Annotated in this window: 19 protein-coding genes and 1 tRNA gene; 9 read left to right on the top strand and 11 right to left on the bottom strand. The window is 52.4% G+C overall.

From position 1 onward, the window contains the following. Positions 1-106: 106 nt before the first annotated feature. The 9 genes from ACNRUY_RS09425 to ACNRUY_RS09385 all read right to left on the bottom strand — a co-directional run bounded on the left by ACNRUY_RS09425 (position 107) and on the right by ACNRUY_RS09385 (position 8141). Complete coding sequence (locus tag ACNRUY_RS09425; protein WP_488111398.1) at positions 107-379, bottom strand: DUF6795 domain-containing protein; 273 nt, start codon at positions 377-379, stop codon at positions 107-109. Positions 380-444: 65 nt separating this feature from the next. Continuing rightward, on the bottom strand, positions 445-738 hold the full coding sequence (locus tag ACNRUY_RS09420) for a PAAR domain-containing protein (protein WP_488111397.1): 294 nt from the start codon (positions 736-738) through the stop codon (positions 445-447). Positions 739-740: 2 nt separating this feature from the next. After that, positions 741-1373, bottom strand: a complete 633-nt coding sequence (locus ACNRUY_RS09415; protein WP_488111396.1) for a DUF6931 family protein — start codon at positions 1371-1373, stop codon at positions 741-743. A gap of 1 nt (position 1374) precedes the next feature. After that, positions 1375-3231 (bottom strand): type VI secretion system Vgr family protein, encoded by a 1857-nt coding sequence (locus tag ACNRUY_RS09410; RefSeq protein ID WP_488111395.1) that lies wholly within the window; start codon positions 3229-3231, stop codon positions 1375-1377. A 92-nt stretch (positions 3232-3323) separates the two neighbouring features. Further along, positions 3324-3812: an Hcp family type VI secretion system effector gene (locus ACNRUY_RS09405; protein WP_488111394.1), complete on the bottom strand. Its 489-nt coding sequence runs from the start codon at positions 3810-3812 to the stop codon at positions 3324-3326. A gap of 337 nt (positions 3813-4149) precedes the next feature. Next, the gene (locus tag ACNRUY_RS09400; protein ID WP_488111393.1) at positions 4150-5070 is read right to left on the bottom strand and encodes a hypothetical protein; all 921 of its coding nucleotides are present in this window, start codon (positions 5068-5070) and stop codon (positions 4150-4152) included. 2 nt (positions 5071-5072) lie between these two features. Continuing rightward, positions 5073-6086, bottom strand: coding sequence for a hypothetical protein (locus ACNRUY_RS09395; RefSeq protein WP_488111392.1), 1014 nt, complete (start codon positions 6084-6086; stop codon positions 5073-5075). 97 nt (positions 6087-6183) lie between these two features. Continuing rightward, complete coding sequence (locus tag ACNRUY_RS09390; RefSeq protein WP_488111391.1) at positions 6184-6918, bottom strand: hypothetical protein; 735 nt, start codon at positions 6916-6918, stop codon at positions 6184-6186. A 203-nt stretch (positions 6919-7121) separates the two neighbouring features. After that, positions 7122-8141, bottom strand: coding sequence for a hypothetical protein (locus tag ACNRUY_RS09385; RefSeq protein WP_488111390.1), 1020 nt, complete (start codon positions 8139-8141; stop codon positions 7122-7124). 173 nt (positions 8142-8314) lie between these two features. Between ACNRUY_RS09385 and ACNRUY_RS09380 the strand changes: the two genes are divergently transcribed. After that, on the top strand, positions 8315-9028 hold the full coding sequence (locus ACNRUY_RS09380; RefSeq protein ID WP_488111389.1) for a transposase: 714 nt from the start codon (positions 8315-8317) through the stop codon (positions 9026-9028). A gap of 134 nt (positions 9029-9162) precedes the next feature. Here the strand turns inward: ACNRUY_RS09380 and ACNRUY_RS09375 are convergent. Next, positions 9163-9249 (bottom strand) — tRNA-Leu (locus ACNRUY_RS09375). Between the two features lie 375 nt (positions 9250-9624). On the opposite strand from ACNRUY_RS09375, the gene queA reads away from it, so the two are divergent. From queA to ACNRUY_RS09340, 7 genes are all read left to right on the top strand, one after another. After that, on the top strand, positions 9625-10674 hold the full coding sequence (gene queA / locus ACNRUY_RS09370; RefSeq protein ID WP_488111388.1) for a tRNA preQ1(34) S-adenosylmethionine ribosyltransferase-isomerase QueA: 1050 nt from the start codon (positions 9625-9627) through the stop codon (positions 10672-10674). 120 nt (positions 10675-10794) lie between these two features. Continuing rightward, positions 10795-11916, top strand: a complete 1122-nt coding sequence (gene tgt, locus ACNRUY_RS09365; protein WP_488111387.1) for a tRNA guanosine(34) transglycosylase Tgt — start codon at positions 10795-10797, stop codon at positions 11914-11916. A 128-nt stretch (positions 11917-12044) separates the two neighbouring features. Next, on the top strand, positions 12045-12383 hold the full coding sequence (gene yajC / locus ACNRUY_RS09360; protein WP_488111386.1) for a preprotein translocase subunit YajC: 339 nt from the start codon (positions 12045-12047) through the stop codon (positions 12381-12383). 131 nt (positions 12384-12514) lie between these two features. Beyond that, entirely contained in the window at positions 12515-14383 is a 1869-nt protein-coding gene (secD, locus tag ACNRUY_RS09355; RefSeq protein ID WP_488111385.1) for a protein translocase subunit SecD, read from the top strand. A gap of 10 nt (positions 14384-14393) precedes the next feature. Then, positions 14394-15311 carry a protein translocase subunit SecF gene (secF, locus tag ACNRUY_RS09350; protein ID WP_488111384.1) on the top strand — a complete coding sequence of 306 codons (918 nt, stop codon included), beginning with the start codon at positions 14394-14396 and terminating at the stop codon, positions 15309-15311. A 209-nt stretch (positions 15312-15520) separates the two neighbouring features. After that, entirely contained in the window at positions 15521-16189 is a 669-nt protein-coding gene (locus tag ACNRUY_RS09345; protein ID WP_488111383.1) for a hypothetical protein, read from the top strand. A gap of 169 nt (positions 16190-16358) precedes the next feature. Then, positions 16359-16577 (top strand): hypothetical protein, encoded by a 219-nt coding sequence (locus ACNRUY_RS09340; protein ID WP_488111382.1) that lies wholly within the window; start codon positions 16359-16361, stop codon positions 16575-16577. Between the two features lie 51 nt (positions 16578-16628). Here the strand turns inward: ACNRUY_RS09340 and ACNRUY_RS09335 are convergent, their stop codons facing one another. Beyond that, positions 16629-17444, bottom strand: a complete 816-nt coding sequence (locus ACNRUY_RS09335; RefSeq protein WP_488111381.1) for an inositol monophosphatase family protein — start codon at positions 17442-17444, stop codon at positions 16629-16631. Positions 17445-17718: 274 nt separating this feature from the next. On the opposite strand from ACNRUY_RS09335, the gene trmJ reads away from it, so the two are divergent. Further along, positions 17719-18459 carry a tRNA (cytosine(32)/uridine(32)-2'-O)-methyltransferase TrmJ gene (trmJ, locus tag ACNRUY_RS09330; RefSeq protein WP_488111380.1) on the top strand — a complete coding sequence of 247 codons (741 nt, stop codon included), beginning with the start codon at positions 17719-17721 and terminating at the stop codon, positions 18457-18459. Positions 18460-18482 lie beyond the last annotated feature (23 nt).

Below are 18482 nucleotides of genomic sequence, written 5' to 3'. Positions count from 1 at the left end.
TCAGTGAGCGAGGAGAATTTGGAAAACAGGGCTTTTGCAGACATCGAAAGACAGGAAAAACCCTGATTATACAGGCTGTTTCTTGATGGCGCTGTTCAATTGGTGATCATGTTTTTGCCCTGATGGTTTTACCGTTATGATTTATAGTCAGTGATTGATGGGCCACAAACTGCTGGGGTAGAAGCTTTGCAGTAGACCGTACGAAAAGAGCTGGTAGTTTAAAATAACCCTTATCGTCAGTTGTTGTTTCATCAATTTTTATCTTCTCATAGTTGACTTTACGTGTCAGTCTGGCATTTGGTAAAGGGTTCCCCTGTTCAAGAATAACCCCCTGTATTGATGAAAATGCGCAAATTTTTCCGGCATCTAGAATGGACATAGCAAACCCCGATGATGAAAACAGAGTGAACAATACAAAAAAGAGCGTATACCGTCGTTTCATGGTCAGCCTATTAACACCGTAGGCGCCCCTGCCACAATCTTGCCTCCGTGGCCAGTGCTGTCTCCCAGTCGGGCAGCGGGTTTGCCGCAGATCATTACAGTAGTGCTGCCTGCGGCGATGGAGTCCGGAGGGCCGGCACAGACGCACAGGCTGCCAACGGTGGCGGAGGGCATATTGGCAATCAGTACCGTAGGGCCACCCGGTGACGATACCGGACCACCGACGTGGGGGACCGGACCAGGGTTGGTGGCTGGGCAAACGTGCATGTCAGAAACTCGGGCGGCGGGCATTCCCATGGTTAATACTCCTGAGCGGTTTCGGGGCGGGTCTCTTCAAGCAGAAGGTAGGGGGATTCATGAATGGAGCCCTTCCCCCCATTGGCGAGATCCAGCCCCTGACTGAGAAAGCGCAGGTAGTGGGCATGGATGGCCTCTTCGGAGTCGCCCACACAGGCAAGCCCGACGGCACCGGCTACGGCATGGGCAAACAGATAGGGTGGGGCGGGCATGGGGTGATCTTCACTGTCCAGAATGCTGCCCGCACTCCAGAAGGCGGCGGTCGCCGCCCAGCTTTCCGGTGTTTTGTGTTGGCATTTTCGGGCCAGCTTTTCCGCCTGCTGTCGCAATTCCTCCGTGGGCTGGCGCACCCAGGCTTCCGAAACCTTCAGGGTTTGCTGGCGCAGAGGCGACGTATCCGGCGTATGGGTGGCCCGGGATGCCAGGCAAGCCCACCAGACGGCTTCCCGCTTGGGCAGTCCGTGAGCCACAAACCGGACTGCTTCGATATACTCTTTTTGATCCATCAAGGCTCTGATGAAATCCGCCGGTGTTATTTCCGGAGTCAAAAGCGGCTCTACGTCTTCATCCAGCTCATAACGGCTGGTGATCTGGCTGGCCCGGCTGGCACCGAATTTACTGAGGCCTGTTGTCATATTAATTCACCTTGACCAGTGCGCCTTTGACGGAGGTAATAGCGCCCCCTTTGACATCCATCATCGCTCCGGCCTGAACTTTGGTATTGGCGGATGACTTAGACTCAATGTTAATGCCTTTGATGACAATACCGTTGGGCGTCAGTTTAATGGTTGAACCCCCGACTTTCAGGGTAATGCTGGCTTTGGACTCGATCACAATATCACCCTGAACCGTGGTTGTCTGTTTGCCTTTGGCAACCTTTTTGGTTTCATTGCCATCGCTGACCGTGATGGAACGGTTTTTGGTGATATTGAGGGTTTGGTCGTTTTCAATGGTTTCGGTGTGGTCGTTATGTACCAGAACGTTCCAGTCTTTTCCGGCTTCAAAATACAGTTCCTCAGAGCCTTTTTTATCGTCCAGGCGCAGCTCGTTAAACTGGCTGCCTTCCCATTGGGTTTTCAGGCCGCTCTGGGTTTTTGAGTACCCCGGTCCATTGTTGTCGCTGTTGTAGAGGGCACCGGTGACCACGGGGCGGTCGGGGTTGCCATTAAAGTATTCTACGACCACTTCCTGTCCAACCCGGGGCACAAACGATGCTCCCCAGCCGCTCCCGGCATAGGGCTGCACAACCCTGATCCAGCAACTGTTCTGTTCACTTTTCCAGGGGAACTGAACCTTGACCTGGGCAAATACATCCACCTTGCCCTGTTCTGCAGCGGCTTTGACATCGATGACTTTGGCGCTGTGAGGGGCGGTTATGGTTCGTCGATGGACATCGGGGGAGCGTGGTGAGTAAACGTCAGCAGGTTGGCAGGTAAACCGGTTGGTGTATTGGGTTTCGATGTCATTCCCGTCCTGGGCTACGTGGGATACTTGTGTCAGAAGGTAGTTCCCGGACTCAGAGCCAATGGTGTGCTCAAGGGTAAACTGCCCTCCGGCATAAAATTCACAACAGGTGCTGGTGCCTTCTGCGCTGTCAAAGGTTCCCTCATGGCTGAGCATCCGGTTGCGGACTTTCTGTTTGGAATTGCTTTCTGTCAGCTTGTTGGTGTGGTCTTCCTGTTTCTCAAAGTGAAAGTGGCCGTAAACTTCCTGCAATGGTTTCTCGGTGGTGAGTGCCTTGTTGGTGGTTTTTTCCGACAGGGTTTTTTTCATCCACTCGGAAGCAGAAAAGGGGAGGTAGTCTCGGTATTCGACGCTGGACGTATGGTAGTTGTAGTGTCTCTGCCAGCTGGTAACGCTGTGCTCCATAGGGTTGCTGCCACTGCCCACGTAGGGAATGGCCTGGGGCAAAGCTGGTTTAAAGGCGCTGGCTTTATCGACGATGCAAAATTGATGGCTGCCTTTGCTGTGCTCAAAATAATAAAGAATGCCCTCTTCCGCGAGCAAGCGGCAGATGAATTCAAAATCGCTTTCTTCGAACTGGGTGCAATAACGGCGTTTTACATAGCTTCCTGCCAGATTTTTATTCAGGGTGATGCTGCTGTAATCCCCCAGTACCTCTTCAATAATCTGGGAAAAGTCCTTGTTTTCAAAGATTCGGTTCTTCCCGCCCAGGGTTGTAAACCAGAGTGAGGGAACGACGATTGCCTTGTAGATTCGGGTTTGTCTATTTTGGGTATCCATAGCCATAAACTCACTGATATGGCCATGAATGTAGCGGGGGTTATCTGGCCCACTGTTGTATAACGTCAGGGTGACGGGTTTACCCAGAATTTTGTCTGGCGTGATGGTGTCGTTGTCACTGAGCAGCGTCAGGCTGAACCTGAACAGGTCGGAGACGGTTTCGGTTCCTTCCAACTCACGGACAACAAACGCATCTTTCCCCAGTGATGTTTCAATGGTGATAAGCCGTTTTTCCTGTGTCAGAGGCATAACTGATGGATATCCGTATCGTTGAACGACGAAAGGGCAGGGAACTGAACATTCCCTGCCCGCGGTGGTGACTCAGATCAGGCAGAGCGAACTTATAAAGGCTCAGCGGTGGTCAGGTCGTATCCGACTTTCATGTTCTGCTTGTTCTTGTTGGTCTTGTCCGCATGGGTCAGATCTGCTTCAATACGGGCAAAGCTGAGGCCAATAGTTTCTGTGGGAGGGCCACCGGCAGAAGCACCAACACTGTAGGAAGAGACGATGCAGTCTTCCAGTACATAACTGGCGTATTTTTGCAGGGACTTGGCACCGGTCTGGACAATATCAATCTGTACCTTGACGCCTTCAGAGCCGGTTACGGACTCTTTGAAGATGCCCCCGGAAGCAGCATCCATTAGTTTGGTAAATGACACTTCACTCAGAGAAGGTCGGCTGGCTTCCCGGTTGCTCATGGCACCGGCTTCCATAGTGATGCTGCGGCCAACGCCAAAAGAGAGGGAGTCTACCTCGATCCAGTCCTCGTAGCCCTTGGCGGTCACATTGCCCTTGGGTGTTTTGTTGTTGTAGTTCATGTAAATTGCCATTTGAAGTCCTCTTTCAACGTTTGCTTATTATGGGTGGCGTTCCAACAAAGGAATCCGGTAAATAGTCGGTATTCATTGTTGTGTAAGTGGATTAAAGCAGACCTTTTTCAGGCAGGGAAGAAGAAGTTCAAACTATAAAATCCACTCTGACACTATTTTTTTTACCCAGGATATCTGCTGAGTGATTTCTATTGTCCTGTATCGTTAACCCCTTTGTTTTTCGGCGTTTTCAGAGGGGAGCAGAAAAAGCTTCCGGGTTTTCTTAAGCGACTCTGACACGATTTTCTTATGGCTTTTTCCCCGTCCCTGCTGGCCAGTTGCATTTCCAATGCGGGCATCAAGTGCTGATTTTTGCCCACTCCCGGTCAGCCCCGGGTTGATAGCGGGCAAACCAGGGACGGGGTTGCTGCTCTGCCGGAATAAAATTGACCGCGCCTGGGGTTTCGAAAACACCCACCGGATGACCTTTGTCTTTCAAACAGACAAACTGATCGTCAATCAGCTCATAAATGCCTTTTTGTCCTCCAGCCAGAAAGACCCGCTGGTCAAGACAGCCCACGCCATACCATTCGTAGTTGCCATTGCCAATGTTGATGAAACCGTTTTTGGCAGACCCTTTCAGCAAGCAGCCGCTGCGTGCTGTGATGTAGGCACGCTCTTTGCTGATGACCCGGACATCGGTAAAGGAGTCATTGGCAGGTACACCTTCAGGCAGTGGAACCGGTTGCCAGACAGAGCCATTCCAGTGGTGGATGTTGCCATGGTAGCCGACCACGTAGATATCATCCGGCCCAGAGCCATGGATGTTGTTGGGGGCTTCTGGCAGGGGATGCTCTTTCCACTGCTTGCCGTTCCAGTTAAGTACTGGCCCTGCAAAGGAGGTTACCCAGACGTTCTGGTCGGATGTGCCCCAGATGCCGTTTAGTTGCCCTTTATAAGCTTCAGTAACATGCCACTTTGTATCAAATTTACCTGTGCTGTACTTCATTAGATTAAAGGGTGGGTTCTGGAAATGAACATCCGCAGTAGTAAACACATCGCCGTGGTCGTCTACTACCCAGAGGTTTCCTTCTGGTGAAGACCACATGGCATTGAGCTGAAAGTTCACCCCAAGAAACGTCTTTGATGCTGTTTCAGTTACAAGAGTGAGGTCTCCAACAGCGGATAAAGGGTCTGCCTCATCGTAGTAGGTGTAGAGCCTGTGTAGTCCAAAACGAGAGGCCGTGAGTTCTATAATGTGCTCTATTTCGTAATTCATGATTAGAAGTTTCCTTCGGTATCTATGTAGTCACTTCCCGGAGTATCCCCACCCCCAACAAGGTTCGACATTAGTGCTTGCTTATTAACGCCCATCTGATCAAGGGAGTGCTCGTATTCAAGGCGGATGGCCCTTGCGACAGCCGCTGCATCTTCTTCAGAAATTCTGGCCTCAAATACACCGGGAGCGCGCTCTATTTTGTCCATGGGGAAGGATTTCGCCGTTTCGGCCTCCATGTGATCCAGCCATTGGGTAACTGTCGCATACTCTCTCCTGTCATGGAGCGTTTTGGCAAATTTCTTTTCTACATCGGTCAAATACCGATGCTCCGTGCCCTTGCTCTGGTCGTCATAGACAAAGTAGGTGATGGCATCGGCCTCGTTGTAGCGGCCAAACGCATCCCCAATGGGAACATCGCTTCGCTGCTCATCAGGGCGTTTTGAGCGGGTCATATAGTTTGAGTGGGGAATAAAGTGTTCCCGCTGATACCCTTCTTTGGTGATTTTCTGCAGTTCATGATAGGTGCCCACCTCAACCCCGTGTTGCTGGAACAGGGCAAATCGGACACTGCGGTCTTCCAGTCCGGGTGCTACATCCTTGCTTCGAGAAGTGCTTCTTGGGGGCGGGCTGGTGGTGTAGGTTCCGGTACCAATCACATCGCCTTGCTCATAAAGGGAGGATGCCGGAGCCGATTCTGCTGTATGGGGTGTTTGACTCCGGGATGTTGGGGAACGCCCTGTTTGTTCGGTGAATGCCATGAGCTGCCCCCGAACCAATGCCTGGGAAACCGGGTAAGCCCCCATAGCCGGGCGCTGGCCCATGGGGGCATGCCCGTTAGCCGCCAGCAGGCGGGCGATGGAGGTCTGTTCACTTTGGGAAAAGTTATACAGAAAGTGTCGGGCTTCAAGGTCTGACTGGAATCGAAGACGTTGCCCTGGGGACAGCATGGCGCTGGTAGCAAAAGTATAGAGGTGGCCGGAACGACATCGAACCCGCACCCGGTTGAAAAGACTCATGGGACGGCCTGTACCCTTATTATTTTTGGGGTTTTCCCCGTTTTTGTTCTGATGCCTGCGGATCATAACGCAATGGGTGGGCACTCCAAATGCTGGATCAGGTGCTGATTTTTGCCCACTCCCGGTCAGCCCCGGGTTGATAGCGGGCAAACCAGGGGCGGGGTTGCTGCTCTGCCGGAATAAAATTGACCGCTCCCGGGGTTTCGAAAACGCCTACCGGATGCCCTTTGTCTTTCAAACAGACAAACTGATCGTCAATCAGCTCAAAAATGCCGTTTCGGCCTCCAGCCAGAAAGACCCGCTGGTCAAGACAGCCCACGCCATACCATTCGTAGTTGCCATTGCCAATGTTGATGAAACCGTTTTTGGCAGACCCTTTCAGCAAGCAGCCGCTGCGTGCTGTGATGTAGGCAAGCTCTTTGCTGATGACCCGGACATCGGTATAGGAGTCATTGGCAGGTACACCTTCAGGCAGTGGAACCGGTTGCCAGACAGAGCCATTCCAGTGGTGGATGTTGCCATGGTAGCCGACCACGTAGATATCATCAGGGGCAGAGCCGTGGATGTTGTTGGGGGCTTTGGGTAATACATATTCATTCCATTGCTTGCCGTTCCAGTGAAGTGCGGGGCCTGAAAACGACGTAACCCAGACATCGTGATCGGAAGTTCCCCAAATGCCATTTAGCTGCCTTGTATAGACTCTGGTAATTTGCCACTTTGTATCAAATTTACCTGTGCTGTACTTGAGTAGATTAAAGGCCGGTTTCTGGAAATGAACGTCAGCGGTGGTAAATACGTCTCCATGGTCGTCTACAACCCAAAGGTTTCCCACAGGAGAGCTCCACATTGCGTTTAGTTGACAGTTTGCTCCCAAGCAGGTTTTGGCTCGATCGTTATTAACTTGCTTAATTTGCCCAACAGCGCCATGTGGGTCTATCTCGTCATAGTGTGTAGACATCAGATGTAAGCCAAAAGCTGATTCAGTAATGTCTATAATGTGATTGATTTCATATTCAGCCATAAAAATACCTCCAATTAGAATTCATCACTGCCTAAGTCGCTGTCATCGTCTGAAAATGGAGAGCCTCCGCCCCCAACAAGATTCGACATTTGCGACTCTTTATTGACTCCCATTTGATCAAGGGAGTGCTCGTATTCAAGCCGGATAGCCCTGGCAACAGCAGCCGCATCTTCTTCAGAAATTCTGGCCTCAAAGATGCCGGGAGCGCGCTCTATTTTGTCCATGGGGAAGGATTTCGCCGTTTCTTTTTCCATGTGGTCTAACCACTGATTAACGGTCGCATATTCTCCTTTTTCGTGCAGACTTTCAGCAAACTCTTTTTCTACATCGGTCAAATACCGATGCTCCGTGCCCTTGCTCTGGTCGTCATAGACAAAGTAGGTGATGGCATCGGCTTCGTTATAGCGGCCAAACGCATCCCCAATGGGAACATCGCTTCGCTGCTCATCAGGGCGTTTTGAGCGGGTCATATAGTTTGAGTGGGGAATAAAGTGTTCCCGCTGATACCCTTCTTTGGTGATTTTCTGCAGCTCACGGTAGGTGCCTACCTCAACTCCGTGTTGCTGGAACAGGGCAAATCGAACACTGCGGTCTTCCAGTCCAGGTGCTACATCCTTGCTTCGAGAAGTGCTTCTTGGGGGCGGGCTGGTGGTATAGGTTCCGGTACCAATCACGTTTCCTTGCTCATAAAGGGAGGATGCCGCAGCCGATTCTGTTGTATGGGGTGTTTGGCTCTGGGATGTTGGGGAACGCCCTGTTTTTTCGGTGAATGCCATGAGCTGTCCCCGAACCAATGCCCAGGAAACCGGGTAAGCCCCCATAGCCGGGCGCTGGCCCATGGGGGCATGCCCGTTAGCCGCCAGCAGGCGGGCGATGGAGGTCTGTTCACTTTGGGAAAAGTTATACAGAAAGTGTCGGGCTTTAAGGTCTGACTGGAATCGAAGACGTTGCCCTGGGGACAGCATGGCGCTGGTAGCAAAAGTATAGAGGTGGCCGGAACGACATCGAACCCGCACCCGGTTGAAAAGACTCATGGGACGGCCTGTACCCGTGTTATTTTTAGGGTTTTCTTATTGTTTATTGTGATGCCCGACGATCATAACGCATCGGGTGTGAGTTCCCAATGTTTGGGGCAGCAGTTTTCAGCCTGTTCTGTTCATGGCACTATAGGATCACAAAAATAAACCTGACAGGAAGTCTTGCAGTTATGGGTCGCCCGTCAAGAATCAACATCGTTGGAGTGCCTCAACACATTGTGCAAACCGGTCATAATCGTCTGCCGTGTTTTTTTGATGATGAGGATTTTGAGTTCTACCTGAGCAGCCTTCGGGCCGCATCGGACCAGTATCAGGTGGAAATTCATGCTTACGTACTTCTGCCTGACTCCATCCAAATCATCGCTACGCCCCGTATTGATAAAGGGGTTTCCTCCATGATGCAGTCCCTGGGGCGGCGTTATGTGCAGTACATTAATCACCGCTATAAACGCTCCGGTACCCTCTGGGAAGGCCGTTACAAGTCCAGTCTGATCGATTCTGAAAACTATCTGCTGACCTGCTATCGCTACGTTGAACTTCGTCCGTTGCATCTGGGGCTGGTGGATAATCTCGCTGATTATCCCTGGTCCAGTTATCACCATCACTGTGGTGACAGCACATCCTGGCTGATCAGGGATCACCGCCTCTATACGGCACTGGGGGAAAGTCGGGAGGCGCGATGCAATGCCTACAGCGAGTCTTTCCGCTACCGTTTCGACCGGCGGTTGATTGATTTTATTGCTGAAACGGTGAATATGGGGCAGGTGCTGGGAGGGGATGCGTTTAAGGACAAGATCGAGAAAATCGCCAATCACCGGGTCAGACCCTTGCGCCGGGGAAGACCAAAGAAAAAAGGGGTTGAGGAGGGGGAACCACTGACGTAAAACAGCTCCCGTGCGAGTATGTTATTACCCTGTTCAGAAAAGAACAGTGAATAATAGGGGGAACACTAAAAGGATAGGAGGAGACATAACCTGAAGGTTATGTGGGTACAACGGAGAAAATGATCAAAAAAAGCTGGTACCGGTGGGCGGACTCGAACCGCCACGCCCGCAAAGGCGGGGGATTTTGAATCCCCTATGTCTACCAATTCCATCACACCGGCAGAGTGTTCAGTGAAGCTGGATCATAAGCAAACCACGGTCTGAATTCAAAACTTTTCTTGCTCAAGGCTGTTTGTGCTCAAGGCAGAGTCGTTCTGAGGAAGTAGGGGGCTCGTCCAACTGCGGCGCAGTATATCAAACGGATTTCTGAGATCAAGGGGTTATTGAACGGAGGCGTGACTCCGTGAAGTTACGCAGTGAGTATCGGGATGGTCCTCCTGACACCCCCTGCTTTTTCAAGTATCCTCTGCGCTTTTTTACAGTGATCTTTAGAGTGATCGCGTTTTTGGCTCCCGGCAACGAGACGAGGACTTCCGGTGACTTCCGGCGGTTTCTGGCTTTGGTATCGTGTGAAGGGGCCCGCTACCGGATTGTCCATGCAAGTCAGTGATTTTGATTTTGATCTGCCCGATGAGCAGATTGCCCGTTTTCCCGCCAGGGATCGCACCGGCAGCCGCTTGCTGTGCCTGGAGGGTGCCACCGGTGCTGTCCAGCATCGTCAGTTTGCGGATATTGAGTCCCTGCTGGAGCCGGGGGATCTGCTGGTTCTGAACGATACCCGGGTGATTCCCGCCCGTCTCTATGGGCAGAAGGAGACCGGGGGTAAGATCGAAGTTCTGGTTGAGCGGGTGGTGGAGGACACTCTGGTGCTGGCTCAGGTTCGGGCCAGCAAGTCTCCCAAGCCAGGGGCCACTCTTTTTCTTGCGGATGGCGCCATTAAGGTAACCGTCGAGGGGCGGCAGGACTTTCTGTTTATTCTCCGTTTTGAATCGTCCGTGTTGCCCCTGTTGACGAAATTCGGGCATATGCCTTTGCCTCCTTATATTGACCGGAAAGATGGCGACAGTGACCGCCTTCGTTACCAGACCGTGTTTGCCGCCAGGGATGGGGCGGTAGCTGCCCCCACTGCTGGTTTGCATTTTGATGAATCCCTGCTGGAACGACTGGCCGCCAAGGGGGTCAAAAAAGTCTTTGTGACACTCCATGTGGGTTCTGGCACTTACCAGCCGGTTCGGGTCGACAATATTGAAGACCATGTGATGCACGCTGAGTATATTGAAGTGTCCGAGGAGGTTTGCCAGGCCGTCAGGGAGACCCGTTCCCGGGGGAATCGGGTGGTTGCTGTGGGGACCACCTCCGTTAGAAGCCTTGAGTCAGCCTCGGCTTCCGGAGGAATTGCCCCGTTTTATGGGGATTCCAGCATCTTTATTTATCCGGGATATGAGTTTCGCAGTGTGGACGCCATGATTACCAACTTTCACCTGCCGCAATCCACTTTGTTGATGCTGGTCAGTGCCTTTTCCGGACGGGAGGAAGTGCTTCATGCCTATGGTGAAGCGGTGGCCAATAAGTACCGCTTTTTCAGTTATGGCGATGCCATGTTCCTGACCCGGAAGCCACTGGCTTCAAAAGAGCCTTCGGCCTAGAAAAAGCCTGCGGCGTAAAACCATTTTGGCTTTGGGGGGGGATCCTCTCCCGGAGTCTTGTAAAACAACGAAATACACGTCTAATCAAGCAAGTTTGAACCCATGACAAGAGAATGCTTTATGCAGTTTGAGCAGCTGGCCAGCGATGGGAATGCCCGTCGGGGACGGCTGACATTTCCCCGTGGTACCGTTGAAACCCCCTGTTTCATGCCCGTGGGAACCTATGGCACGGTTAAGGGCATGCTGCCCAGGGATATTAAGGAAATAGGGGCCGAGATTATTCTGGGCAATACCTTCCACCTGATGCTGCGCCCAGGGACTGAAATTATCCGTGAGCACGGTGATCTGCACGATTTTAATCAGTGGCAGGGGCCTATACTCACCGACTCCGGCGGCTTTCAGGTGTTCAGTCTGGGCAAGTTAAGGAAAATTACCGAAGAAGGGGTTTCTTTCCAGTCACCGGTAGATGGCTCCAAGGTGTTTCTGAGTCCTGAAATTTCCATGGAGGTTCAGAGAGATCTGGGCTCGGACATTGTGATGATTTTCGATGAGTGCACGCCCGGGGATGCCTCCGAAGATCAGGCGCGGGAGTCCATGGAGCTGTCGCTGCGCTGGGCGGCCCGGTCCAAAGCGGCCCATGGTGATAGCCCGTCTGCCCTGTTTGGCATTATTCAGGGGGGGATGTATGAAGGGTTGCGTGATGCCTCCCTTGAAGGTCTGACGGAGGTCGGTTTTGATGGTTATGCCATTGGCGGTCTCTCCGTGGGAGAAAGCAAAGAAGATATGATGAGGATTCTCTCCCATATCACGCCTAAAATTCCCGAAGGCCACCCCCGCTACCTGATGGGCGTCGGCAAGCCGGAAGACATTGTCGAGGCGGTTCGCCGTGGCGTGGATATGTTTGACTGTGTGATGCCCACCCGTAACGCCCGCAATGGCCATCTGTTTGTGGATGAGGGTGTGATCAAAATCCGCAACGCGGTTCACAAGAAAGACGACCGCCCCCTGGAAGCTCACTGCGATTGCTATACTTGCCAGCATTTCAGTCGCTCGTATCTGCATCATCTGGATAAGTGTGGGGAAATTCTTGGCTCCATGCTCAACACGATTCACAACCTGCGCTACTATCAGCGGGTTATGGCTGGTTTGCGAGGGGCGATCGAACAGGGTACATTGAACGACTTTGTAGCTGAGTTTTATCAGAAGCGGGGTCAGGCTGTACCTGAGTGGGATGAGTCTTGATTTTTTGCTGAATGCCCCAATGAATCGGGGAATGCAGTGAAAGGATGCCAGTGTTGTGATTAATCTGGCAGACAAGCGTGATTCCTGCGAACCGTTTCAACAGTAATAACACAATTAGGAGTATTGGAATGATTCCATTCATCAGTCAGGCTCATGCCGCTGCTGAAGGTGGTGCTGCAGCCGGTCCCGGCATGGTCGGCCAGCTGGTTATGCTGGGTGGCTTTGTGCTGATTTTCTGGCTGCTGATCTGGCGTCCCCAGAGCAAGCGTGCCAAAGAGCACAAGAACCTGATTGCCGGTCTGAACAAGGGTGATGAGGTGGTGACCACCGGTGGCATCCTTGGCAAGGTGACCAATGTCACTGATGAGTTTGTGACGCTTCAGGTGACCGATAATATGGAACTGAACTTTCAAAAAGGTGCAGTTGCAGCAACACTGCCTAAAGGTACCATCAAGGCTATCAAATAAGGCTGTCAGGTGTGATGGCAGAGAATGCCGCGCCCCGGTTCGGTGCGCGGTTTTTTCTGGCGAAACGGAGCGTGTCCGGTAACCCTTCCCCGGGTCCGGCACTTCACTTTTAAATCAGGAACCGGTGAGCCATGCTCAATCGATATCCATTGTGGAAGTACCTGTTGATTCTGGTCGTCATAGGTCTCGGGTTTATCTACGCCCTTCCCAACCTCTATCCCGCAGACCCGGCGGTACAGGTGACTGGCGCCAGTTCATCGGAAACGATGACGGAGTCGGTGCGCCAGCGTGCAGAACAGGCACTGGCCAAGGCAGACGTTGATGTCAAGGCCGTTGAACTGGAGAAAAATGCCCTGTTGATTCGCCTGAACCGGGCCGATCAGCAGCAGTTGTCAAAATCCCTGATCAAGGAAGCGCTGGGTGACGATTACATTGTCGCCATCAACCTGGCGCAGACTACGCCTGACTGGTTGACGTCTATGGGGGCTTACCCCATGAAGCTGGGGCTTGATCTTTCTGGCGGGGTTCACTTCCTGCTGGAGGTGGATACGGCCAAGGCGGTCCAGATCAAGATGGATATTGCCACTTCCGAGATTCGTTCAACGCTGCGCAAGGAAAAGCTGAGATACCGCACGATGCCAGAGCGTCCTGGCGGGATCCGTCAGCTGGCCTTTAATGATGAGCAAACGCGGGATAAAGCGGCTAAGCGCATTACCAAAGATTTTCCTGACCTGCTGGTTGAAACCCAGGAGGTGAATGACCGCTTTGTGCTCTCCTACCAGTATTCGGAAGCGGGCACCAAAGAGATTGAGGATTACGCGGTTCGCCAGAACCTGACCACGGTCCGTAACCGGGTGAATGAGCTGGGTGTTTCCGAGCCTCTGGTTCAGCGTCAGGGTCGAAACGGGATTGTGGTTGAGCTGCCCGGCGTTCAGGATACCGCGGAAGCGAAGCGGATTCTGGGTAAGACGGCGAATCTCGAGTTCAGGCTGGAGGCGCTGCCCAATGCGTCCAGAACCAGTACCGAATCGTTTGATTTCAGGGACCCCCGACGTCCGGCTGTGAGCCTGGAGCGTGACATCATCATTACCGGGGACCAGGTCTCCAGCGCCCAATCCAATTTTGATGGTCAGACGGGTCAGCCCCAGGTCAACATCAGCCTGGACAGCCACGGCGGCACCCTGATGAATCGGGCTACTCGCAATAATGTGGGGCGGGCCATGGCGGTTATCTTTATCGAGCAGAAGCCGGTGACCAAAACCGTCACCAAAATGGTGGAGGGAGAGCCTGTAAAGCAAACCCTGCAAAGCTTCCGTGAAGAAAAAGCCGTGATCAGCCTGGCCACCATTCAGAGTGCACTGGGTAACCAGTTCCGCATAACCGGCCTGAACTCCTCGGCGGAAGCTTCTGAGCTGGCGCTGTTGTTAAGAGCGGGTTCCCTTGCGGCACCCATGCACTTTGTGGAAGAAAGAACCGTGGGGCCAAGCCTGGGTGCCGAGAACATTGAGATGGGCATCAATTCCACTCTGGTGGGTCTGGGGCTGGTGGTGATCTTTATGGTGGTGGTTTACCGGGTGTTTGGCTTGATGGCCAATGTTGCCCTGGCCGCCAACCTGATGTTGCTGATGGCGGTGATGAGCCTGTTCGGCGCGACCCTGACCATGCCCGGTATTGCCGGTATCGTCCTGACCCTGGGGATGGCGGTGGACGCCAATGTGCTGGTGTTCTCCCGTATCCGTGAAGAGATCCGTCTGGGGCGTCCGATTCAGCGGGCGATTCATGATGGTTACGACCGTGCCTTTGTCTCCATTTTTGACGGTAACATCACCACGCTGTTGGTGGGTGTTATCCTCTTTGCGGTGGGTACCGGTCCGATCAAAGGTTTTGCCGTGACGCTCTGTATCGGTATTTTGACGTCTATGTTCACCGCTGTGGTGTTGACCCGTTCCATGGTCAACCTGGTGTATGGCGGGCGTAACGTGAAGAAACTTTATATCTGAGGTGGCAGCTGTGAACGATGACAAAATCATAGGATTCATGCGACTGCGCACCTACGCGACGGTGCTGTCGATTCTGATGCTGGTGGGCTCGGTGGTTTCCCTGGCCGCCAAGGGCATCAACTGGGGCCTGGACTTCACGGGGGGGACCCTGATTGAGCTGATGTACGATAAGCCGGTGAAAACCTCGGACATTCGTGAGCAGCTCGGTGCTCAGGGTTACGATGATGCTGTGGTCCAGGAGTTTGGTTCTGCCGAAAATATTCTGGTCCGGATTCCGGGTGACGATGCTGCCCTTGGAAATCGGGTGGCGGCCTATCTGGATAAGAACTACGAAGGACATGTGGATGCCAAGCGGGTTGAGTATGTTGGCCCGCAGGTAGGTGAGCGGCTGCGCGAGCAGGGCGGTCTGGGCATGTTGATGGCCCTTGGTCTGGTCATGCTTTACATCGCTTTCCGCTTCCAGTTCAAGTTCTCTGTGGGAGCGGTCAGTGCCCTGGCTCACGACTCGATTATTGTGCTTGGCCTGTTCTCGGCTCTGGGGCTTCAGTTTGACCTGACGGTCATGGCGGCCATTCTGGCGGTGATCGGTTACTCGCTGAACGATACCATTATTGTTTATGACCGGATTCGGGAGAATTTCCGCAAGCTGAGAAAAGGCAATGCGGAAGAGGTGATCAATGTTTCCCTGACCCAGACGCTGGGGCGGACGCTTGCCACCTCCGGTACCACCTTAATGGTGCTGCTGGCCCTGTTCCTGTTTGGTGGGGATATGATCCACAACTTTGCCACGGCACTGATTGTGGGGATTGGTGTGGGGACCTACTCCTCCATCTATATTGCCTCCAATGCCCTGATCTACATGAACATCAATCGTGATGACCTGATTGTTCCGGTCAAGGAAAATCAGGATGTGGATGGCATGCCCTGAGCGGCTGTTTTCTCTTTTTTGATGTTTGTTTTAAAAAGCCGGCATTTTGCCGGCTTTTTTTATAGGTCTGAATTTTATTTCTTCAAAGGGCGTGTGGGGTGAATAAAGCGAATAAAAGGGATGGGTGGTTATTAAGAAAAAATCAGCGTTTATGAATGATGTGATTCTATCTTTGGTGGTTATGATTATTGACTAAAGGTTAGAGTTCAATGAGTTTGGCTAGTGGACGTGATACCGTTTTTTTTAGATTCCTGTTAATGATCTTTTTCATGGTTCTTAACGTAGCTCATGGTGCTGATGATGCTTCTATCAGATTGGATGAAAAGGCTGGGCAGAAGGTAGTTACTGCCGATGAAATGCTGGCTTATTTTCCCCAATTCAGTGGTTTATGCAGAGCGGCATTGAGTTGGTTCAAAGGTGAGCTTGAGGGCGGTGTGATGATGACGGTGGGGGATGTACAAAGAGCTTATGATATTGGGGCTCAGGCTTCTCATATGTTGTTGCCGGATTATTTCAGGGATAAACAGCTTTTTTTTGATGCATCTGTTTTTCCAGGAAAGGATCGTGATCAGGTCATGGCGGAGCATGATGATTTCATCGGGCGTATCATGGTTCGGAGGAAGTCACAGTTGCATGTCGAAAAAGCGCCTCACTGGGTGGGTAAAACAGTCGATGAGTATATGCAAAAAATAATTGAATTAGATCAGGAGGTTTATGATGATTTTGCCCGGCTTTTCACCAATAAGAAAGGTTCCGGCAAAGAGGTTTTGGAGTGGGGGGCTGCGCTGGCAGAGCAGAGAATCCGTTATGAGGCAGGGCTTTGGGGGGGTGGAGCAGCTCAGCTCAGCGCTAAGGCCGCTTTATGCATGCGCAGGTAGTATGCATGTTGGAAATTGCAGAATGTTGCCTCAGGTTGATGTTGTTTCCACGGCTATTGCTCAGTTTAAAAGGGTAATAGATAGGAAACCTTTTTGTGAGTACATGGCTCACTGGTGTGAGCCTTTAAAACGGATTGAAACCGGCTGTTTGAACGAGGTGGGGGATAATGTGAAAGAAATAGATAGGCAGATGGATCGTTTTCGGGAGGGGAGTGCTGAAACGCTGTCAAAATTGAAGTTTCCTTCCATTCGCTTTCGGTCTATGAGCTGGTCTGATCGGATTGAGGGTACCCGGTTGGCTAAGCAGGTAGCGGAAATGTCGCCAGATCAGCTTGAGAGCTTGAGGCGGGAGCTGAATGGTTTTCGATCCGTTTTGTCCAGGCCGTGAAGAGCGATAAGCCAGAGCCTGTTAACTGGCTCTGGCTTCTGAAGGCAGGTTTTATCGGAACATACCTTCAGTCACAAACGGGCGAATGCGCTTAAGTACTTCTTTAAAGCAGCGGCTGTTGCCAGCAACCACCTGGTTGTTTTTCATAAAGTGATGACCTCCCTTGAAGTCGCCCACCAGGCCGCCTGCTTCCTGAATCATTAAAATACCCGCTGCCATGTCGTAATCCTGCAGGCCAATTTCCCAGAAGGCGTCCAGTCGACCGGCTGCCACATAGGCCAGATCCAGGGAAGCTGCTCCGGCACGACGGATGCCAGCCGTATCACCCAGCAAGGCTCTCATCATATTGAGGTAGTTGTCCAGGTGGTTGATGCCCGGAGTGGTGAAGGGAATGCCGGTGCCAATCAGGGCGCCTTCCAGGCTCCGGCGATTGCCTACACGGATTCGCTTGCTGTTAAGGGTGGCGCCATGGCCCCGGCTGGCACAGTATTCTTCTTCTTTCAGAGGGTCAAGAATAACAGCGTGCTCCAGGCGTCCGCGGTACTGGCAGGCTATGGACACGGCAAAATGGGGAATGCCGTTGATGAAATTGGTGGTGCCGTCCAGAGGATCAATAATCCAGAGGTAGTCTTTGCCTTCTCCCTTGCCCTCACGATGACCGGTTTCTTCACCGTAGAAACCGTGGTCAGGGTAGGCCTTGCTGAGGGAGGCGATAATGGCTTTTTCTGCAGCCCTGTCCACTTCGGTGACGAAGTCGTTGCGGCTTTTGACTTCAATGTTCAGATTATCGAGATCGTTGAACGCGTGAGAAATAATTTCACCGGCCTGGCGCGCTGCGCGCAGGGCCATATTAACCATGGGTTGCATAGGCTTGGACTACATCTGAACTGTGAAAGATCGAAGAGAGGTGAAGACAGAAAACTCCGTTCTGTCTTCACCCGAAATTTCGCAGGATTCTGACAGGAAGGCGCGCAACTTGCAATGATGATAAGGGCCTGGCGGATCCGTAATAGTATCTATCTTTCAGTTTTACATGGGGCTGGGTCTGGCGGTATGGGCCTTATTCCTGGACAGGCCGGTTTGGAATCGTCGGGTTTTTGGTTACACTGGCGGGCAGTTTACTGACTCAGAGATTTTTGTGGTGCTCAACAATATATCCATTGTTCTGGTGAATCCATCCCATCCCGGTAATATAGGTGCCGCAGCTCGGGCTATGAAGACCATGGGGTTGAGCCGGTTATGCCTGGTAGCTCCGGATGACTTCCCATCGGGAACCGCTACTGCCCTGGCCAGTGGGGCGGATGATATTCTGGCGAATGCAAGGGTGGTGGATACCCTGGATGAAGCGTTGGCCGACTGCCATTTTGTGGTGGGTACCAGCGCCCGGGTTCGGGGTGTTTCCCTCCCTCTGGTGGACCCAAGGGATTGTGCTGGAACCATGGTCAAAGAGGCTGTGGATCAACAGGTGGCGCTGATTTTTGGCCGTGAGGACAAAGGGTTGACCAATGAGCAGTTAAGGCGTTGTCACCTTCAGGTGCACATTCCCACCAATGAGGCGTTCAGTTCATTGAATCTGGGGGCAGCGGTGCAGGTAATGTGTTATGAGTTGCGCATGACCGAATTGCTTCTCAGGGATGCTCTGGCCCTGCCGGAATGTCGCTCCCATGAGTTAGCCACCATGGAGGATATGGAGCGCTACTATGAGCACCTTCATCAGACGCTGGTGGAGATCGGCTTTCTGGATCACAGCAGTCATGAGAAAATCATGGCCAAGCTCCGGCGTCTGTACGGTCGTATTCGACCAGACCGGGTTGAACTGGGCATTCTTCGGGGGGTGTTGTCCGAAACCCAGCGATGTTTATCGGTCAAGGATGTGAATTAAAGAGGCTTTCTGGCAGCGCTGCC

It is taken from the genome of Endozoicomonas sp. Z74 (assembly GCF_057680865.1).
This window is presented reverse-complemented; position numbering and strand designations above follow the sequence as displayed.